The organism is Amycolatopsis xylanica (genome assembly GCF_900107045.1).
GTDB classification, from domain to species: domain Bacteria; phylum Actinomycetota; class Actinomycetes; order Mycobacteriales; family Pseudonocardiaceae; genus Amycolatopsis; species Amycolatopsis xylanica.
Genome location: NZ_FNON01000001.1, coordinates 1,136,725 through 1,153,686, shown reverse-complemented (window position 1 = coordinate 1,153,686; position 16,962 = coordinate 1,136,725). Strand labels below are relative to the sequence as shown.

Sequence of the window (16,962 nt, the reverse complement as noted above, 5' to 3'; positions counted from 1 at the left end):
AACTGTCGGTGGGTCGCGCTAGGTTCGATCTTGTGCGTTTCGGAGTGTTGGGGCCGCTGGCCGTGTGGACCACCGAAGGCACCCCGGTGCGGGTGCCCGAGGCGAAGGTGCGCGCCCTCCTCGCGGTCCTGCTCCTGCACGAGGGCGCGCCGGTTTCCGCCGACCGGCTGGCCGAGGACCTGTGGGGCGAGCGCCCGCCCGGCAACCCGGCCAACACCCTGCAGACCAAGGTCTCCCAGCTGCGCCGCACGCTGGAGGCCGCCGAGCCTGGCGCGCGCGAGCTCGTCGTGCACCAGCCGCCGGGCTACCTGCTGCGCGCGGAGTCCGCCGATGTCGTCCGGTTCCGGCAGCTCATGGCCGAGGCGCGGGATCAGGAGCCGCGCCGCCGGGTCGCGCTGCTGGCCGACGCGCTCGCGCTGTGGCGTGGTCCGGCGCTGGCCGATTTCGCGGACGAGCCGTTCGCCCTGCAGGCCATCCAGCGGCTGGAAGAGGAACGGCTGGCCGCGCTGGAAGATCTCGCCGAGGCGAAGCTCGAACTCGGCGAGCCGGTCGGTGGTGAACTGAGCGATCTCGTCCGCAGGCATCCGCTCAGAGAACGCCTGCGCGCGCTCCACGTGCGCGCGTTGTACCGGGCCGGACGTCAAAGTGAGGCGCTCGAAAGCCTCGCCGAACTCAAGCGCCAGCTCGCCGAGGAACTCGGCTTGGATCCCGGGCCGGAGATCGTCGCACTGCACCAAGCGATCCTCGAGCAAGACCCGGCGCTCACGCCGTCCCCTCGCAGCACCCTGCCCGCTCCGCTGAGCGAGCTGGTCGGCCGCGCCGCCGCGGTCGAGGACCTTCGCGCGCTGCTCGCCGAAGCCAGGCTGGTCACCCTCACCGGGCCAGGCGGGGTCGGGAAGACCAGGCTCGCGCTCGAACTCGCGCGAGCGGCCGAGGCCCGCTTCACCGACGGCGCCCGGCTCATCGAGCTGGCCGGGCTCGACAGGCATGTCACCGACGCAGTGGCGGACGCGCTCGGCATCCGGGAGGCGCCGGCGTCCGGCTCGCTGCGAGATCAGCTGACGGAAGCCGTGCGGGACAAGAACGTCCTTCTCGTCTTCGACAACTGCGAGCAGGTCGTCGAGGAGGTCGCGGACCTCACCGGTCGGCTGCTGGCCGCGGCGCCTCGGCTGCGCGTCCTGGCCACCAGCCAGGAGGCACTCAGGCTGGCGGGCGAAGCCGTGTGGGTGGTTCCGCCGCTCGACGAGGCCAGTGCCGTGAGGTTGTTCACCGATCGGGCTGGCCCTGGGTTCGCTTTCGATGAACAGACCGTCGCCGCGATCTGCCGACGGCTGGACGGCCTGCCCCTCGCGCTCGAACTCGCCGCCACGCGGGTCCGGACGCTTGGCGCGGCCGAATTGCTCGCCCGGCTCGACGATCGGTTCCGGCTGCTCGCCGCCGGAAATCGCGGCACCCCGCCTCGCCACCAGACGCTGCGCGCGATGATCGACTGGAGCTGGGAGCTGCTGGGCGAACCCGAGCGGGCGCTATTGCGACGATTGGCCATTCACCCGGAAAGCGCGGGCCTCGAAGCCGTCGAGACCGTCTGTGGCGGCGAAATCGACGTACTGGCACGGCTCGTGGACCGGTCGCTGGTCGTGGTCACCGAAGGGCCGCGTTATCGGCTCCTCGAATCAGTCGGCGCGTACAGCATCGAGCGGCTGCATGAATCCGGGGAATTCGACGAAGTCCTCAGTGGACACCGCCGCTTCTACCTCGAACTCGCCGAACGAGCCCGGCTGCGAGGTCACGAGCAGCGCCAGTGGCTGGATCGCCTCGACGTCGAATCGGCCAACTTCCGCTCCGCGCTCGAGAATGCCGACGCCGCCGACGCACTCAGGCTGGCTGACGCGCTCGCCTGGTACTGGTATCTGCGCGGCAAGCTCAGCGAAGGCCACCGCTCTCTCACCGCCGCGCTCGCGGCGCCCGGTGAAGCCCCGCCCGCGTTGAAAGCCCGCGTCTCCGCTTGGCAAGCCGGGTTCGCGATCCTGCTCGGTGATGGCGGCGATCTCAACGACCAAGCACGCCGAGCACTCGCGTTGTTCGACGAAATCAATGACCCCGCCGGGCAAGCGCGGGCGGAATGGTTCCTCAGCGCCGGACTTCTCGGCTCCGGCGATCTCGCCGCCCACGAGGAACTTCTCGACCAGGCGCTGAGCCGGTTCCGTGCGCTCGGGGACGACTGGGGCGTCGCCGCGGCGCTCAGCACGCGGGCCGCGCAGGCACGCCCGCGCGGGGATCTCGCGTCGGCCGAACGGGACGGCGAGCAGAGTCTCGCGGCGTTTCGCAGACTCGGCGATCGCTGGGGTCAGCTCAAAGCGGCCGACGTGCTCAGCTCTCTCGCCGAGATCGAGGGCGACTACGAACGGGCGGCCCGTCTGCACCGAGAAGGCCTGCGCAGCGCCGAAGAACTGGGGCTGCGCATCGAGATGTCGTACGAGCTGTCAGGACTCGGCCGCATCGCGCTGCTCACCGGCGACTATGACCGAGCCGAGAAACTGCATCGCCGCGCGATGCACATCGCCACCGAGCACGCGCACAAGCGTGGCATCCAATTCGCCGAAGTCGGGCTCGGGCTCACCGCGCGCAGGCAGGGCGAACTCGACCGCGCGGAAGCCCATCTCCGTGCGTGGCTCGACTGGTGCCGCGAGATCGACGGCGACCTCGGTGTCGCGTTGATCATGGCGGAACTCGGGTTCATCGCCGAACTGCGCGGCCTCCCCGGCGCCGCGATGTCGTTGCAGCTGGAAGGTTTCGCCGCCGCACGCGCGACCGGCGATCTCCGCGCGCAGGCGTTGGCGTTGGAGGGAATGGCGGGCGCGCAGGCGCTCGCCGGCGAACACGCACAGGCCGCACGCCTGCTCGGCGCGGCTCATGCGGCACGTGAGTCCGTCGGGGCGCCGTTGCCCGCGGCGGAACACGGTGACATCGACCGGATCGCCGCCACCGCAAGGGAAAACCTCGGCGAGAACGAGTACGGCTCGCAATTCGAGCTGGGCCGGAAGCTGGCTCCCGACCAAGCACGTGCGGAACTCGCACGGCCCAGCGAAACCTTCGAGGGCTCCGCCGGGTCCGTGCGGGCGGTCAGCTGATGTTCAGGTCGACGCAGGCGTAGAACGCGTTGGCCGTGTCAGCGATGTTCCAGATGGCGAGCAGCTTCTGCTTACCCTTGACGCCACCCATGTTCACCTTGTGCGAAACGGTTTTCGGCGGAACCTGGTTGTTGTCGTTGACCAGGCCGACGCGCTTGCCGCCGACGTAGTACTCCCAGGTGCTCGTGCGGTGCGCGGCGGTCAGCTTCCACGTGAAGGTGACCGACTGGCCGACGCTCGTGACCTTCCAGCCCTTGTTGTTGTCGTCGAGCTCGGCGAAGCGCGCGTTGCCACCACTGCAACTGCGCAGGCCCTTGGGGCCTTCGACGCTCTGCGGTTCGTACTTGATCTCACCGCACTTCGGTGTTCCGGCAGCACATTGGGCCTGCCTGCTCGGCGGTGAAGAGATGTAGCCGTGCGCGAAGGCGGGCGCCGACGGTACGGCCACCATGAGCAATGGAACGATGCCGGCACCGAAGGCAGCGGCGGTGAGTTTGCGTTTGAGACTCATATCAGCTCCATTCCACATCCTTCAGCTGTGGTTCCCAGTGGGCGGATCTGAGACGGGCACCGGAGACCACTTCATCTGGATCCAACCGATGTGGTCTAGACCATACCGGCGAGTGACACTCTCGTCAAGAGTTAACGACCGGCGATCATGGTTCGTCATATTATTTCGAAATGAGCAGGCGAACTCGGCGCTACTGCCAAAAGACCACATTTCCGGCCGGAAATCACGCCTGACAGCGAGACATAAATCGACATTTAACGATTAGTCCGTCCGTTGACAGTACTCCTCACCCAAGTGGAGTAGTTACCTTGAACGGGTGAGCGATGATCAGCGCTCACAGGAAATTCTCGCCAGCCCGTTGCCTGTCAGCGGGAATGCACGTAGTTTGACGCCGTTCAACGCTCGATCAAGGCGCTGCTCGCATTTTGGGGGCGAAAGCAGCGCCTTCAGTCATTTGTCGGCAAACCCCAGGTGAGAACAGGAAACGGAATGACTCACGCCGCCCTGCCCACAAGCCAGGACGACCCCGGAGTGTCCAGACTCTTCGGCGCGGTGGACCACTGGTCCAGCCGGACACCCACCGCGCCGGCCTTCGCCGCACCCGACGGGTCGCTCGATTTTCACGGTCTCGCGCTGCGAACGCGATCGATCGTCACGGCGCTGGCACGAGCCGGCGTCGGCAAGGAAACTGTTGTCGCGGTGACAACCGGCCGGTCCCGGCTGGCCGCGTCGTCGCTGCTCGCGGTCTGGTGGCTGGGTGCCACCGCCGTCCCGATCGACGACCGGAACCCGGCCGAGCGCATCGCCTACCTACTCGAAGACGCCCGCGCCGAGGTGCTGCTGGCGCACGGCGTTCCCCCATTCGCCGCCTCGTCCCAGCTGCCGGTAATCGACCCGGAAACCGCGGCGAAACCCGTTTCGGGAAATCCCGTTCTCGCTGAGCGGGACAGTTGCGCCTACGTCATCTACACCTCCGGCACCAGCGGCAAGCCCAAGGGCGTGGAAATCAGCTACGCGGGCCTGGGCGTATTTCTCGACGCGCTGTGCACGATTGGTCTCACCCCCGGAGGAATGGGACTGAATCCGCTTTCTCCTGCTTTCGACGGGTGGCTTTGGTGCACTTTTCTGCACTTGTTGCACGGTCAGGGCACGGCGATCGCAGACATGCACGCCGACGACGGCGAGGCTGTCGACCTCGCCGCCCGGATCACCGCGATCGGCCCGCGCACGGTGTCACTGACGCCGTCGTTGATAGCACCCTGTATTGACGCTCTGACCAGCGTGGAAGTAGTCGTCATCGCCGGGGAAAGATGCCCGAAAGCACTCGCCGACCGGCTTTCCGAACGCCATCGTGTGCTCAATGTCTACGGGCCTACCGAAACGACGATCGCGGCCACGTGGTCCGATACCGCGCGTGGCGATGATGTCTCGACCATCGGAACTCCACTGCCCGGCTACTCCGTCCGTGTGCTCGACGACAACGGGAAACCGGTGCCCGCCAACACAATCGGTGAGCTGTACATCGGCGGTGACGGCGTCGCGCTGGGCTACCGGAATCTTCCGGACTTGACCGCGGAGCGATTCGTCCGGATCGGCGGCGAGCGTTTCTATCGCACCGGCGATCTCGTGGTGGCCAGAGAGGATGGTCAGCTCGAGTTCGCCGGACGCTGCGACGAACAGGTGAAGGTGCGGGGGTTCCGCATCGAACTCGCCGAGATCGAACAGGTCGCCGCCGAGCTACCGGCCGTCACCGCGGCCGCCGCGTTCGTGCTCGAATCGGGCGAGACCGTCGGGCTGGCCGTCACGGTCGCGGACGGCCATGACCTGACCAAGGGCAACGCGCTCATCCGCGAGCACTGCCGCGCGCGGCTCCCGGAGCACATGGTCCCGTCGGTGGTCGACTTCGTGCCCGCACTCCCGTTGACCACCAACGGCAAGGTCGATCGCGCCGAACTCGCCCGTGCGGCCGCCGCCGCGCGGCAGTTCACCGGCCGCGCGCCGGGCACTCCGCGCGAAACCGAGGTCTGCGCGGTCTGGAGCGAGCTACTCGATCACTCGATCACCGACGTCGACGCGGACTTCTTCGAGCTGGGCGGCCACTCGCTGCTCGCCGCACGGATCGTCGCGGCGTTGCGGCAGTCGACCGGGCTCAAGCTGTCGATCCCGGTGTTGCTGGCGAACCCGACCCCGGCGCTGCTGGCCGAGGAACTCGACCGCCGCGCCACCGCGGAGGTGGCCTCGTGAACCCCGAATCCTGGCTCGTCACCTGGCATCCGAAGGCGTCGGACCGGCCGACGCTGCTGTGCCTCCCCCACGCGGGCGCGGGCTGCGGGCGCTACCGGCCATGGCAGGACAAGCTCGGCGACGCCGTCTCGGTGGTCGGCGTGCAGCTGCCCGGTCGCGAACACCGGTGGTCCCAGCCGCATCCCTCCTCAATGGACGAGGCCGCCGCCCAGGTGGTCGACGAGATTCTCGCGCTGACGGCTCCCGACCAGCCGCTGGTGGTGTTCGGGGAGAGCTTCGGCGGGCTGTTCGGCTACGAACTGACCCGACGGCTGGGCCTCAAGGACCGCGCACCGTCCGCTTTGGTCATCGCGGCCTGCGAGCCACCGCATCTGTGGGCGGTCACCGAGCATCTGCGCCGCGACGACAACGCGCTCAACCGGCTGCTCGACGCGGGCCAGGTCGGCATGGAGGACCTCGACGAGGAAAGCCGCGAGTTCGTGCTGGACATCCTGCGCCGCGACGCGCGGCTGGTGTCCACTTTCGTCACGCCCGACGAGGTCGCGGTGCCGTCGCCGATCCACGCGTGGGGCGGCGAGACCGACGAGATCGTCACGTCACGGCATCTGGACGAGTGGAGCCGCTACACGACCGCCGAGTTCACCAGGCGCCAGTTCCCCGGCGGTCATCTGTTCAGCACCGAACAGGTTCCGCTGACATTGCCGCTGCTGGGGAGCCTGCTGTGCTCGATCTGACCGACGATCTGTCCTTCGCGGACACGGGCTTCCTCACCCATCTGGCCTGGTTGCGCGAAAACGACCCGGTCCACTGGCACCCGCACCCCGACGGCGGCGGCTTCTGGGCGGTCACCCGCTACGACGACGCGCTCAGCGTGTACCACGCCTCGGAGGTGTTCAGCTCCCGGTTCGGGATGCGGATCGGCACGAACCCCGACGCCGTGGCCGCGGTGACCCAGCGGATGCTGATCGTCTCGGACGCGCCGGACCACACGCAGCTCAAGAAGGTGCTGTCCAAGGCCTTCGCGCCGAGCGAGATCCCGCACGCCGAGGCGCTCACGCGCGGGATCGTCCACACGCTGCTCGACGAGGCCGTCGCCGCGGGCGAGGTCGACCTGGTCGAGGTCGCGAGGCGGCTGCCGACGCGGGTGGTGTGCGCGCTGATGGGCGTGCCCCGCGAGGAGTGGGACTGGCTCGGCGGCACGATGAACGCCGCCTTCGAAGGGGAGGACGAGGAGGCCAGGCTCTGCGCGCACGCGGAGATCTTCTTGTACTTCACCGAGTTGGTCTCGGAGCGCCGGGCGAACCCCGGCGACGACTTCGTCAGCCGCATCGCGCACGATCAGCGCTCGGCGCCCGGCGGGAAGCGGCCGCTCACCGACGAGGAGATCGTCGTCAACTGCAACGGCGTGCTGGCGGGCGGCAACGAGACCACCCGGTATTCCGCGGCGGGCGCGGTGCTCGCGTTCCTCGAGCACCCGGACCAGTGGACGCGACTACGGCAGAGCGGCCCCGCGCTGCTGCCGTCGGCCGTCGAGGAGGTCATGCGCTGGACCACGCCCGGCGTCCACGTGCTCCGCACGGCGATGGCCGCGACCCGCATCGGCGGCACGGACATCGGCGAGGGCGACCGCGTCACCGTCTGGAACGTTTCGGCCAACCGTGACGAGAAGGCGTTCCCCGACGCGGACCGGTTCGACCTCGGCCGGACACCGAACCGCCATCTCGCGTTCGGTGGCGGCAGGCATCAGTGCCTCGGCACCCGCCTGGCGCGGATGGAGGTCTCGATCTTCCTCGAGGAACTCGTCGCGCGGGTCGGCGCGATCGAGCTGATCGGCGAGCCGAAGTTCACGGCGTCGAACTTCACCTGGGGTGTGCGCGAGCTACCGGTGCGTCTCATCCGATGACTGCGGAAGTTGCCACCGCGACAACCTGACTCTGGCCAGGTTGTCCGGTGGACAACTTTCCAACTACCGGTTTTAGATCGGATGTCTAGCCGCTACCTTGAGTGAATGGCACTGCGCATGGCGGTCACGATCGTGGTCACGGCCGCGGCACTGACGGCGGTTCCCGGCTCGGCGAGCGCGCTGCCCGCCGGCGTCTACTTCCAGAACGAAGGCACGCTGTCCGGCTGGAGTTCCTCGTACGCGCAGAAGGACGGCGTGATCAGGAACGTGACGAGCCCGGCGTACAAGGGCTCGAACGCGATCGAAGCGAAGCAGACGTACATCAACGAGACCGGCGGCTACCACTCGGAGACCCTCAAGAGCGGCGCCCAGTCCGTCGGCGAGGACAAGTTCTACGGCCAGGCGATCTACCTGCCGCCGAACTGGCAGTGGCACAACCAGAACGTCACCTTCCAGCAGTGGTCGCCGGAGGATCCGGAAGGCCCGTGGCTGCTGATGTACGTGCAGAACGATCAGCTCAAGTACGGCGGTTCCGGTGGGATCAGCGGAACCATCGGGTCCATCTCCGGCCTGCGCGGGACCTGGATCCGCATCGTCACCCATTTCAAGCTGGCGAAGGACTCCGGGGCGTTCGAGGTCTGGGTCAACGGCGCCAGGAAGGTCAGCAGAACCCAGACGGTGCTGCCCAAGACCTCCAAGACCATGCGCTGGTCATCGGGGATCTACTGCACCGGCTGGCGTGACGGTCAACCCGCCGGGCAGAGCGTGCTGTCGATCTTCCACGACCACGCACGCATCGCGGCCACCTACGCGCTGGCGGAACCCGCCAACTGGTAGCCGCGCCCTGCCCACTGAGACGAAGTGGGGCAGTCATGCGAAGAATTCCGGCGCTGGCATGCGTTCTCGCGCTCGCCTTCACGGTGCCGAGCACGGCGGACGCGGCCGCCGCTCCCCCGGCGACCTGGAAAGAGCACTGGTTCGAGCACGTCCAGACGCTCAAGCTCGTCGGCTACAACGACACGGTCGCGCTGTACTTCGACAACGATGTCCCAGCCTCCACAAAGGACTGGGTGCTGCCGTATCTGACCCGGATGTGGAAGTACGCGCAGCAGACCTACGGCAACTCGGGCAACCTGATGACGTCGGATCGGCTGTACTCGATCCACCACGAGGCCAAGTACTACGGCGGCCATCCGTCCACTGTGTACGACTCGTCCCACGACTACCGCAACGTCAGCGACGTCGGCGGCAACAACTGGGCGCAGCCCCAGTACGAGGTCGCGACGCACGAGGCGGGGCACGTGGTGGAGAGCATCGCGGCGGGCAAGCACGGGTCGCCCGCGTTCGGGCTGTGGCAGGACAGCAAGTGGATGGAGTTCTTCATCTACGACGTCTATGTCTCGCTCGGCATGACCGCTGAGGCTCAGTCGTTCTACAACCGGATGATGTCGGCGGATCACGTCGACGGGTTCCCCCGTGCGGGGACGCATTGGTTCCGCGACTGGTTCTACCCGCTGTGGCGTGACCGGGGGCACGCGCAGATCATGGTGAAGTTCTATGGGTTGCTCGGGCAGTACTTCCCGCGCAGTGGCAACGACTTCTCGCGCGGGATGAACTGGGGCGAGTTCGTGCACTTCATGAGCGGGGCGGCTGGGGTGAATCTGAAGTCGTTGGCTGCTAACGCTTTTGGGTGGCCTTCGTCGTGGGAGAGCCAGTTCCAGGCGGCTCGGGCGGCGTTTCCGGGGATCAAGTACCCGTGAGTGTTCCGGCCGGTTCTAACCGGCCGGAACACTCACGACCCCGGTCTCCGTGACCGGACCGTGGGCGAGGGGATCCCCGGCTGCACCCAACGCAGCAGGGGATCCCCTCGCCCAGGCGCGAAAAGCCTGCGCGAGTGGTAACACCGCTCCGTTGGATGCAGCAGAGGTACCACTCGCACATCGCCCGCGACTGCTCCGCCGCAGCGAAGGTGCCCCTGAGCGCCTACTACGCACTCGAGGGTCGTGAGTGTTCCGGCCGGTTCTAACCGCCCGCAACGCTCACGAGCCCTTCACGCCGAACCCGCAATCCGACGCCACGCGCGGTCACGCGCGCGGAGCTCCAGCCACGCGGAACCCCTTGCGCGAGCAGGAATCGGCGGAACCTCGAAGCCCGCCGGACATGCCGGGCGAACGAGCGCGGCCGGATCACCCGGCCGCGCGCCCGCTGCCCGGCCAACGCCTCTTCCGCGGTGACATCCAGCCACAGCAGGTGAATCCGGCGGCCGGTCAAGACGGCGACCACCGCGAGCAGCGCTCTCGTCGATGCCCGGGTCGACGGTTCGTGCACGATCACCGGGCCGCCCGCGCCGGCCGCGTGACCGACGACCCGCAGCCGGTGCCAGCCGTGCACCAACGGCCGGTACAGCCGATACGGCACCCGCGCGGGCAACAGCGCGCGCAGCCGGGCGCGGACCTGGTCGGAGTCGAGCACGGGTGGGTCGCGGACCTCGCGCAGCATCGTGGTCTTGCCCGCACCGGGCAGACCGGCGACGACCAGCAGGTCACGAGGGCCGAGCTCCAGCGTCAGCGGCTCCGTCATACCCCGGTCAACGTACGGCCGATGGTAAAGGTTCCTTTACCTCACCGCTAGCGGCGCGCCAGCCGGAACGCGAGCAGCACCAGACCCGCCAGGCCGACCAATACCGCGAGCCACACCCAGGGCGGCGTCGGGCCTGGAAGGTCCACGGTGAAGCGATATGAGCCAGTCAACGCGGCCTTGCCGGGCGGCGTCACCTGATACTCGACCTCGTAGACCCCGCTGCCCGGCGACTCGCGCAGCGGCACGGTCACCACGTTCCCGTCGACCGCGGCCATCGACCGATCCCAGCTTTCGCCGGTCTCGCTGGTCACGTGCACCCGGTAGGGCCCTCCGCCCCCTTTCGGATACGCAAAGATGCCCTAGTCATCGGATGATGACTAGGGCATCGGGCGGACTAAGGCAGTTTCGCTACCCGAGTGCCGCCTCGGCTCGCGCCGCGAAGTCGAGAACGGCCTTCGAGCTGAGTACCCACCCGCCGGGGCTCGGGCGGTGCAGGGTGCGCACGACAAGAAGTGCGCCCTGAGGCAACGGCTCGATCGCCAGCAGGCGCTCCACCTGCCAGGTGTGGTTCAGGTCGGGCCCGGCTTTCGTGACGGCCAGCGCGTCGGCCGTGGCCAGCAAGGGGGTCAGGAGGCCGGTGATCGCGGGCTCGCCTTCAAACCCCGACGCACCCAGCGAAACTCTGGACGGCACTGAAATCGCCAGCGGCACGGCGTAGAGCAACTGTCCTAAGCCGACACTCCGGCGAAGGCCCGAGCGTCCGCTCATGATCGAGGCGCGCAGTTCGAACGGCCTCGGCGCCGGTGCGTCCACGTAGACGAAACAGTGGGTCGGCGCGGGCATTCCGCTGAAACGCTCGCGAGGTGGCAGCAGGCTTCCGGCCGGGACACCGTCGCTCTCGGCTGACAGGGTCACGGCCAGCGGGGAAGAACCGAGGCCGAGTTCGGTGGCGAGTGCTCGGGAAATGTCGGCCGTGACCATGTCGAGGTCGCTGTTCCGGCCGGTCCAGACGGCTGCGGGCATCTCAGGCGTGCCCGGCCGTTTCCAGTTCGCTGAGGCGTTTCAAGGCCGCCCGCTCCTCGGCTTGGAAGCGCCCAGGCCTGGCCTGGGTGAGCTCGTGCCAGTGCTGAGCCGCCGCGTGCGCGTGGGTCATCGCTTCCGCCAGGCGACCTTGGGCGGCCATTTCGTCCCGGCTCCGGTCGAACTGCTGTGCCTGGCGCAGCAGTGCCTGCGAGCGATCCTCGACCGGCGCGGGCGCGGCGGCCTCCGCCTTGGCGACCTTCTTCTTGCGGACCGTGACGCTCAGCCAGCCGACCAGGCCGATCAGTGCCCCCGTCAGCACCAGTGAGACCAGCTTGTGCAACACATCGGACATGCGTGTACCCGTTCATTCGCAGCTCCGCCGGACGTGACCGGCATTCGGAGACCGCAGAGTAGAGAGCACGCATGAAATCTCGATGACACGTTTGGCGGAAAGGCTGGCACTACCTTCGATCGTCCACTGTCCACTACTGCTCGCGGAGGCATCCGATGCTTCACTTATGTGCAGGAGCTACCCCCCAAGCCAGCTCCCCCAGGTTCCCCAACGGCACGGGGAACGGGAGGGCTGCCCGCACCACGCTGTGAATCAGGCCCGGCGTCTGTGCGGGCAGCCCGATGGGGAAACTTCAGAGGAGCTTGCCGCCGCGCAACGTCTCCGCGTACGAGAACACATAGCCGGAGCCGATCTCGACGGGTGCGAGGCTCGCGAAGTCGGGATCCAGTGCGTCGAACAGGCGCAGATCCGCCGCTCCCGACCAGATTTCGGAGAACTCGACGTCCGTCACTTCGGACATGACGAGTTGCGTGAGCGGTGTCTCGCCGGGGATCCAGCCGGGGAAGAACCGGGTGTGCACCAGCGGCACGTCGTGCAGCAGCGGCGGCTTTTCGATCCGGCTCGCGGGACGCACGGTCACCTCCGCGACTCGCTTGCCGTGTACGGAAAGCGTCCCGTCGAACCGGCCGGGCGCGCCCGGACGGGGGCCCGCGCGGCCGACGGTCTTGGGCCGGATCTGGTGGATGTCGCCGATCTGCTTGGGCATGCCCTGGATCCAGCCGCGGACCATCGGCACCGGCGCGTCCACCCACGCGTACGGGCAGCGCGCGAGCGTGCGGCCCTCGTACTCGCAGGCGATCAGGATCAGGAACTCGGTGAACTGGCAGCGCGCCGGGTCGGCCAGCTCGGCGCCGTCGTCGGAGCACCACTGCCAGTCCGCGAAGACGGCCGCCGCGGCGCCCGGGTCGTCGCCCAGGCTCAGCTCCGGTGGCAGGAAACGCCTGGCGACCTCGGGGTCGATCCGGTAATCGACCATGATCACGTCGCCCGCGAAATGCCACGGCGGCGGGGTGATCATCGACGCGTCGCCGGTCGGGGAAAGCGGCAGGCTGTATCCGACGGGGCCCGCGATCGTGCTGGTCATGTCCGCTCCAAACTGGGGATCCACGAACCGGCCAGCGCGCGTCCCGCGGCGGCCAGTCGGTCAGGTGAGTTGAGGCTGTACGCCAGCCGGACGGCCGAGCCGGGACCGTCGCCGAACCGCGCACCCGCCGCGACGGTGACCTCGGCCGGGACGCGCGCCTCCTCCGCAAAGCGCAACCAGAGGAAATAGCCGCCGGCGGGCACGTCGAACTCGAACGGCCCGGTGAGGTTGCCGACGAGCGCGTCACGCCGCGCCTTCAGCTGAGCACGCAGCCAAGCCAGGTGCCGGTCGTAGTCGCCGGACTCCAGGAGGGTCGCGACAGCCAGCGACGTGACGTGGTTCGCGGACCCGCCGCTGGCGAACAAACCGTGATGTACCAAGCGTTTCACGGTCCGGGGATCGGCGATCAGGAAGCCGAGGCGCAGTCCGGGCGCGATCGTCTTGGAGAACGTCCGGAGGCGGATCACGCCCTCGTATCCGGCGAGTTCCGCCATCGACGGGGGCACCACGCCGTCGAGCGTGAGGTCGGCGTACGCGTCGTCCTCGACGACGAGCACCCCGTGCCTGGCGGCGACTTCGAGCAGCGCCCGCCTGCGTGCCTCGGGCACGACGATGCCGGTCGGGTTGTGGAACGTCGGGTTCAAATAGACGAACGCGACCCTTCCCCGCTCGGCGACGATCGCGTCGTGCAGCGCCTCCGGGTCCATGCCGTCGGCGTCCATCGCGACCGCTCGCGTGCGCAGACCGCGGTCGGTGAGGATCTTGCGGCCCAGGTCGTAGGCGTAGCGCTCGACCAGTACGACGTCCTCTTTGGACGCGAACATCGTCGCGATGAGGTACAGCGCGTGTGAAGTGCCCGCCGTGACAAGCACCTGCGCTTCGGTGCAGCCCGCGCGGCGCGCCGCCGCCGCCCGGAACGGCAGCGCGCCTTGATCATCACCGTACGCCAGCGCGGCGGAGCCGAACTCGCTGAGCGCCTCGCGGTAAGCCTTCGCTAAGAGATCGACAGGAAGCAGCCCGGGCTCGAGGTAGCCCGGCCCGAGGTCGGTCACCTCGGCCGGGCTGACCTGCTGGACGACCCCCTGGCTCCACCGTCGCCGATGAGACAGTGGTCCGGCGGAGTTCATCAGCCGAGCACGGCCCGCAGCGCGTTGGTGGCCTTGGTGACCGCTTCCGCCGAGCGGGACAGCGCGATGCGCAGCGAGTGCTCGCCTTCCTGCGGGCGCGCCCAGTGGAACTGGTGGCACGGCAGCGCGAAGACGTTGTGCTCGCGCAGTGCGGTCCAGACCTCAAGCCCGGTCCGCGAGCCGACGTCGAGCCGCTCGACGCTCGCGCGACTGTCCGGGTCGGGGAAGCTGATGTCCGGAATGCCCGCGAGTCCATTGCGGAGGGTCGCGCGGTTGGTCGCGATGAACCGGTGCAGCTCGGCGAGCCCGCCGCCTGCGGCGTCCTCCGAGAAACGCTTCACCATCGAGAGGACCAGCGGCGAAACACCGAGCAGGATGTCCGAGTAGACCTTGGCCAGCGGCAGGCCGACGTTCGCCGACGACGCGAGCCAGCCGATCTTGAGCTCCAGCGTCGGCCACAGCTTTCCGGTGTCCTCGATGACCACCCAGCGGCATCCGGACTGCTCGAGTATCGCGTAGTGGTCGTAGTGGGCGCGGGTGTCGAAGCCGCGGAAGGAAGTGTCCAAAGTGAGCACGACGCCGTATTCGGCGCACTGCTCGGCGAGGCGGCGCAGGCGCTCCTCGCTCACGACCTTGCCGGTGGGGTTGTTCGGCGTGGTGACGAACAGGCAGCCGAGCGAGCGGAGCAGGTCGGCGGGCAGGTCGTCGTCGTGCAGCCAGTGCTCCTCGACCGGCACCAGCCGCATGCCGACACCGCGCAGGATGTCCGGGATGTTGTCGAAGGTCGGGTGCACCAGCCCGATCGCGTCGGTCGTGGTGGCCAGCGCGCGGGCGAAGATCTCCATCGCCACCGAAGACGAGTAGCAAGCGAGCACCCGGCCGTCGGCGCCGGGGTGGCTGTGCTGGCCCAGCAGTTCGAAGTAGGCCCGCTGCGCGGAGCGTTCCACCTCTTCGACCGGGCGCTTGACCGCGTCCGCCCACAGGCTCGGCAGTTCGTCGATGATCCCGGCCTGGGCCGGGGTGAGGGCCTGGCGGGCGTGGCCGTCGGAAAGGTTCAACGGGCTGTTCAGCGCCAGGTATTCGAACTGGGTGAGGTTTCCGGGGCTGGTCGCGATTTTACTGTCCTGCATTCGGATCACAAGCACCTTTACGTTGGAGGTTTAGGTTTTGTCGTGCTTGGAGCCCACCGGTCACCGAATGTCCATTGGTATTCGGCCGGGAAACTCACCGGCGACGCATTCGGTCACCGGGACGTTTCCGAGGCTAGCAGGAAAATAATCAACAGCAATCAAATCTCACAGAGCACACCGTCAACTTCGCGCTGACCTGCACGTTTTACCTAGAAATCAAGACCATTGCGCATTTCGGTGACAGTGGAGGATCCTGCCGGACAGACAATTTTCGTTCCGGAGGTGCATGCCCGTGTCGGCCACCACAGCGATTCCCGATACATCCGCCGAGGCCGTCACCGGTATCCCGAGATTCCACTGGCGGGCGGTGCTCGGCGTGAGCGTCGCACTGACCGCCGGATTACTCGCGCTGGCGAGCCGCTACGGCTATTACATGGACGAGCTGTACTTCCGCGTCGCCGGTCGCAACCTCGCCTGGGGCTACATCGATCAGCCGCCGCTGGTCCCGCTGCTCTCGCGGGTGCAGACGTTCCTGTTCGGCGACACGCTGTTCGCGATCCGCGTGATTCCCGCGCTGCTGACCGGCTTGTCGGTGTTCGTCGCCGCCTTGATCGCCCGCGAACTCGGTGGCGGCGGCCGCGCGCAGGTGCTCGCCTCGATCGCCGCGTCGGCTTCGCTCGCGACCATGGCCGCCGGGCACGTGCTGCACCCGACCGCGGTGGACCACGTCGTCTGGGTGACGGTCTGCTGGCTGCTGATCCGCCTGCTCCGCACCCGCGACACCCGGCTGTGGCTCGCGATCGGCGCGGTCGTCGGCGTCGGCATGCTCGCGAAGTATCTGGTGGTACTGCTGGTGATCGGCCTGTTCGCCGGACTCCTGATCGCCGGTCCGCGCCAGGTGCTGCGCAGCCGGCACCTGCTGGGTGGGCTCGCGGTCGGGCTGGTCATCGCGGCGCCCGTGTTGATCTGGCAGGGCGCGAACGGCTGGCCGCAGTTTTCGATGGCGTCGGAGCTTTCCGGCTCATTCGGGCTGGACACCGCGATCGGCTTCGCGATCGGGCAGCTGATCATGATCGGGTTGTTCCTGACCCCGCTGTGGGTGACCGGGCTGGTCTGGCTCTTCCGGCGCCCGGCGTACCGGTCGCTCGGCGTGGCGTACCTCGTGCTCGTGGTGCTGCTGATCGCGATCGGCGGTTTCGCGCGGTACACCGAGGGTCTGCTGACCGTTTCGCTCGCCGCCGGCTGCGTGCCCGCGGTCGCCTGGCTGAAGTCGTTGCCCCGGCGCGTGCTGATGACCGTCGCGATCGTCGCCAACGCCATTCTCGCGGCGGTCATGTCCGTGCCGGTACTGCCGATCGACGCCTATGGCGCCGATTCGCCGCTCGGCGGGGTCGGCGACGCCCAGCTCGGCCAAGCGGGTTGGGACCGGCTCACCGACCAGGTCGCGGACGTCTACCTCTCGCTGCCCGAATCGGACCGCGCGCACACGGCTTTGCTGGGCTGGAACTACGCGGAGGCGGGCGCTTTGGACCGCTACGGCCCGGCCTCGGGGCTGCCCGCGGCGTACAGCCCGCACAACTCGTACTACGACTTCGGGTTCCCGGCGCAGGACAAGACCGTCGTGATCGCGGTCGGCACCGACGCGGCGACGCTGGCCCCGCACTTCGCCCAGTGCGCGGTCGCGGCTTCCCTCAAGTTCGACCTGCCCCACCTCGACGAGGGCAAGCCCGTCCTCGTCTGCCGGACGCCGGCCGAGCCCTGGTCCGCACTCTGGCCCAAGCTCCGCTGGGTCGGCACCTTTTAGGGCTCGTGCGCGTTGCGGGCGGTTAGAACCGCCCGCAACGCGCACGACCCCCTTTGACCACGTCAAATCCCAC

General features: G+C 68.2%; 15 protein-coding genes. 7 read left to right on the top strand and 8 right to left on the bottom strand.

The features are described 5' to 3' along the window. The first annotated feature begins 32 nt into the window (after positions 1–32). The gene (locus BLV57_RS04985) at positions 33–3,131 is read left to right on the top strand and encodes an AfsR/SARP family transcriptional regulator (RefSeq protein WP_091287099.1); all 3,099 of its coding nucleotides are present in this window, start codon (positions 33–35) and stop codon (positions 3,129–3,131) included. Here BLV57_RS04985 and BLV57_RS04980 read toward each other — a convergent pair. Continuing rightward, positions 3,124–3,642, bottom strand: a complete 519-nt coding sequence (locus BLV57_RS04980; RefSeq protein WP_091287097.1) for a lytic polysaccharide monooxygenase auxiliary activity family 9 protein — start codon at positions 3,640–3,642, stop codon at positions 3,124–3,126. The genes BLV57_RS04985 and BLV57_RS04980 overlap by 8 nt on opposite strands. A gap of 489 nt (positions 3,643–4,131) precedes the next feature. Between BLV57_RS04980 and BLV57_RS04975 the strand changes: the two genes are divergently transcribed. The 5 genes from BLV57_RS04975 (at position 4,132) to BLV57_RS04955 (ending at position 9,549) form a co-directional block, all read left to right on the top strand. Further along, positions 4,132–5,886, top strand: coding sequence for a non-ribosomal peptide synthetase (locus tag BLV57_RS04975; RefSeq protein ID WP_091287095.1), 1,755 nt, complete (start codon positions 4,132–4,134; stop codon positions 5,884–5,886). Continuing rightward, positions 5,883–6,620 carry a thioesterase II family protein gene (locus BLV57_RS04970; protein WP_091287093.1) on the top strand — a complete coding sequence of 246 codons (738 nt, stop codon included), beginning with the start codon at positions 5,883–5,885 and terminating at the stop codon, positions 6,618–6,620. Before BLV57_RS04975 ends, BLV57_RS04970 begins: the two co-directional genes overlap by 4 nt. Continuing rightward, the gene (locus BLV57_RS04965; protein ID WP_091287092.1) at positions 6,608–7,789 is read left to right on the top strand and encodes a cytochrome P450; all 1,182 of its coding nucleotides are present in this window, start codon (positions 6,608–6,610) and stop codon (positions 7,787–7,789) included. Before BLV57_RS04970 ends, BLV57_RS04965 begins: the two co-directional genes overlap by 13 nt. A gap of 105 nt (positions 7,790–7,894) precedes the next feature. Then, entirely contained in the window at positions 7,895–8,626 is a 732-nt protein-coding gene (locus BLV57_RS04960; RefSeq protein WP_218134596.1) for a heparin lyase I family protein, read from the top strand. Between the two features lie 35 nt (positions 8,627–8,661). Continuing rightward, complete coding sequence (locus BLV57_RS04955; protein WP_091287089.1) at positions 8,662–9,549, top strand: hypothetical protein; 888 nt, start codon at positions 8,662–8,664, stop codon at positions 9,547–9,549. Between the two features lie 262 nt (positions 9,550–9,811). Here BLV57_RS04955 and BLV57_RS04950 read toward each other — a convergent pair whose 3' ends face one another. The 7 genes from BLV57_RS04950 to mppP all read right to left on the bottom strand — a co-directional run bounded on the left by BLV57_RS04950 (position 9,812) and on the right by mppP (position 15,085). After that, positions 9,812–10,369: an AAA family ATPase gene (locus BLV57_RS04950; protein ID WP_091287088.1), complete on the bottom strand. Its 558-nt coding sequence runs from the start codon at positions 10,367–10,369 to the stop codon at positions 9,812–9,814. 47 nt (positions 10,370–10,416) lie between these two features. After that, the gene (locus tag BLV57_RS04945) at positions 10,417–10,680 is read right to left on the bottom strand and encodes a hypothetical protein (protein WP_143046984.1); all 264 of its coding nucleotides are present in this window, start codon (positions 10,678–10,680) and stop codon (positions 10,417–10,419) included. Positions 10,681–10,777: 97 nt separating this feature from the next. After that, positions 10,778–11,392 (bottom strand): hypothetical protein, encoded by a 615-nt coding sequence (locus tag BLV57_RS04940; RefSeq protein ID WP_091287083.1) that lies wholly within the window; start codon positions 11,390–11,392, stop codon positions 10,778–10,780. A gap of 1 nt (position 11,393) precedes the next feature. Then, positions 11,394–11,744, bottom strand: coding sequence for a hypothetical protein (locus BLV57_RS04935; protein ID WP_091287080.1), 351 nt, complete (start codon positions 11,742–11,744; stop codon positions 11,394–11,396). A 292-nt stretch (positions 11,745–12,036) separates the two neighbouring features. Next, positions 12,037–12,828, bottom strand: a complete 792-nt coding sequence (gene mppR / locus BLV57_RS04930; protein WP_091287078.1) for an enduracididine biosynthesis enzyme MppR — start codon at positions 12,826–12,828, stop codon at positions 12,037–12,039. Continuing rightward, positions 12,825–13,955, bottom strand: coding sequence for an aminotransferase-like domain-containing protein (locus BLV57_RS04925; protein ID WP_091287076.1), 1,131 nt, complete (start codon positions 13,953–13,955; stop codon positions 12,825–12,827). The genes mppR and BLV57_RS04925 overlap by 4 nt, the downstream gene beginning before the upstream one ends. Continuing rightward, positions 13,955–15,085: an enduracididine biosynthesis enzyme MppP gene (gene mppP, locus BLV57_RS04920; protein ID WP_091287074.1), complete on the bottom strand. Its 1,131-nt coding sequence runs from the start codon at positions 15,083–15,085 to the stop codon at positions 13,955–13,957. Before mppP ends, BLV57_RS04925 begins: the two co-directional genes overlap by 1 nt. A 292-nt stretch (positions 15,086–15,377) precedes the next feature. Here mppP and BLV57_RS04915 point away from each other — a divergent pair, with 292 nt between their 5' ends. After that, positions 15,378–16,889 carry a glycosyltransferase family 39 protein gene (locus BLV57_RS04915; RefSeq protein WP_176968493.1) on the top strand — a complete coding sequence of 504 codons (1,512 nt, stop codon included), beginning with the start codon at positions 15,378–15,380 and terminating at the stop codon, positions 16,887–16,889. Positions 16,890–16,962 lie beyond the last annotated feature (73 nt).

Bases quoted from the DNA above. Each gene is read 5' to 3' on its own strand.
- BLV57_RS04980 (WP_091287097.1), bottom strand. From the start codon at position 3,642: ATGAGTCTCAAACGCAAACTCACCGCCGCTGCCTTCGGTGCCGGCATC.
- BLV57_RS04975 (WP_091287095.1), top strand. From the start codon at position 4,132: ATGACTCACGCCGCCCTGCCCACAAGCCAGGACGACCCCGGAGTGTCC.
- BLV57_RS04960 (WP_218134596.1), top strand. From the start codon at position 7,895: ATGGCACTGCGCATGGCGGTCACGATCGTGGTCACGGCCGCGGCACTG.
- BLV57_RS04955 (WP_091287089.1), top strand. From the start codon at position 8,662: ATGCGAAGAATTCCGGCGCTGGCATGCGTTCTCGCGCTCGCCTTCACG.
- BLV57_RS04950 (WP_091287088.1), bottom strand. From the start codon at position 10,369: ATGACGGAGCCGCTGACGCTGGAGCTCGGCCCTCGTGACCTGCTGGTC.
- BLV57_RS04940 (WP_091287083.1), bottom strand. From the start codon at position 11,392: ATGCCCGCAGCCGTCTGGACCGGCCGGAACAGCGACCTCGACATGGTC.
- BLV57_RS04935 (WP_091287080.1), bottom strand. From the start codon at position 11,744: ATGTCCGATGTGTTGCACAAGCTGGTCTCACTGGTGCTGACGGGGGCA.
- mppR (WP_091287078.1), bottom strand. From the start codon at position 12,828: ATGACCAGCACGATCGCGGGCCCCGTCGGATACAGCCTGCCGCTTTCC.
- BLV57_RS04925 (WP_091287076.1), bottom strand. From the start codon at position 13,955: ATGAACTCCGCCGGACCACTGTCTCATCGGCGACGGTGGAGCCAGGGG.
- mppP (WP_091287074.1), bottom strand. From the start codon at position 15,085: ATGCAGGACAGTAAAATCGCGACCAGCCCCGGAAACCTCACCCAGTTC.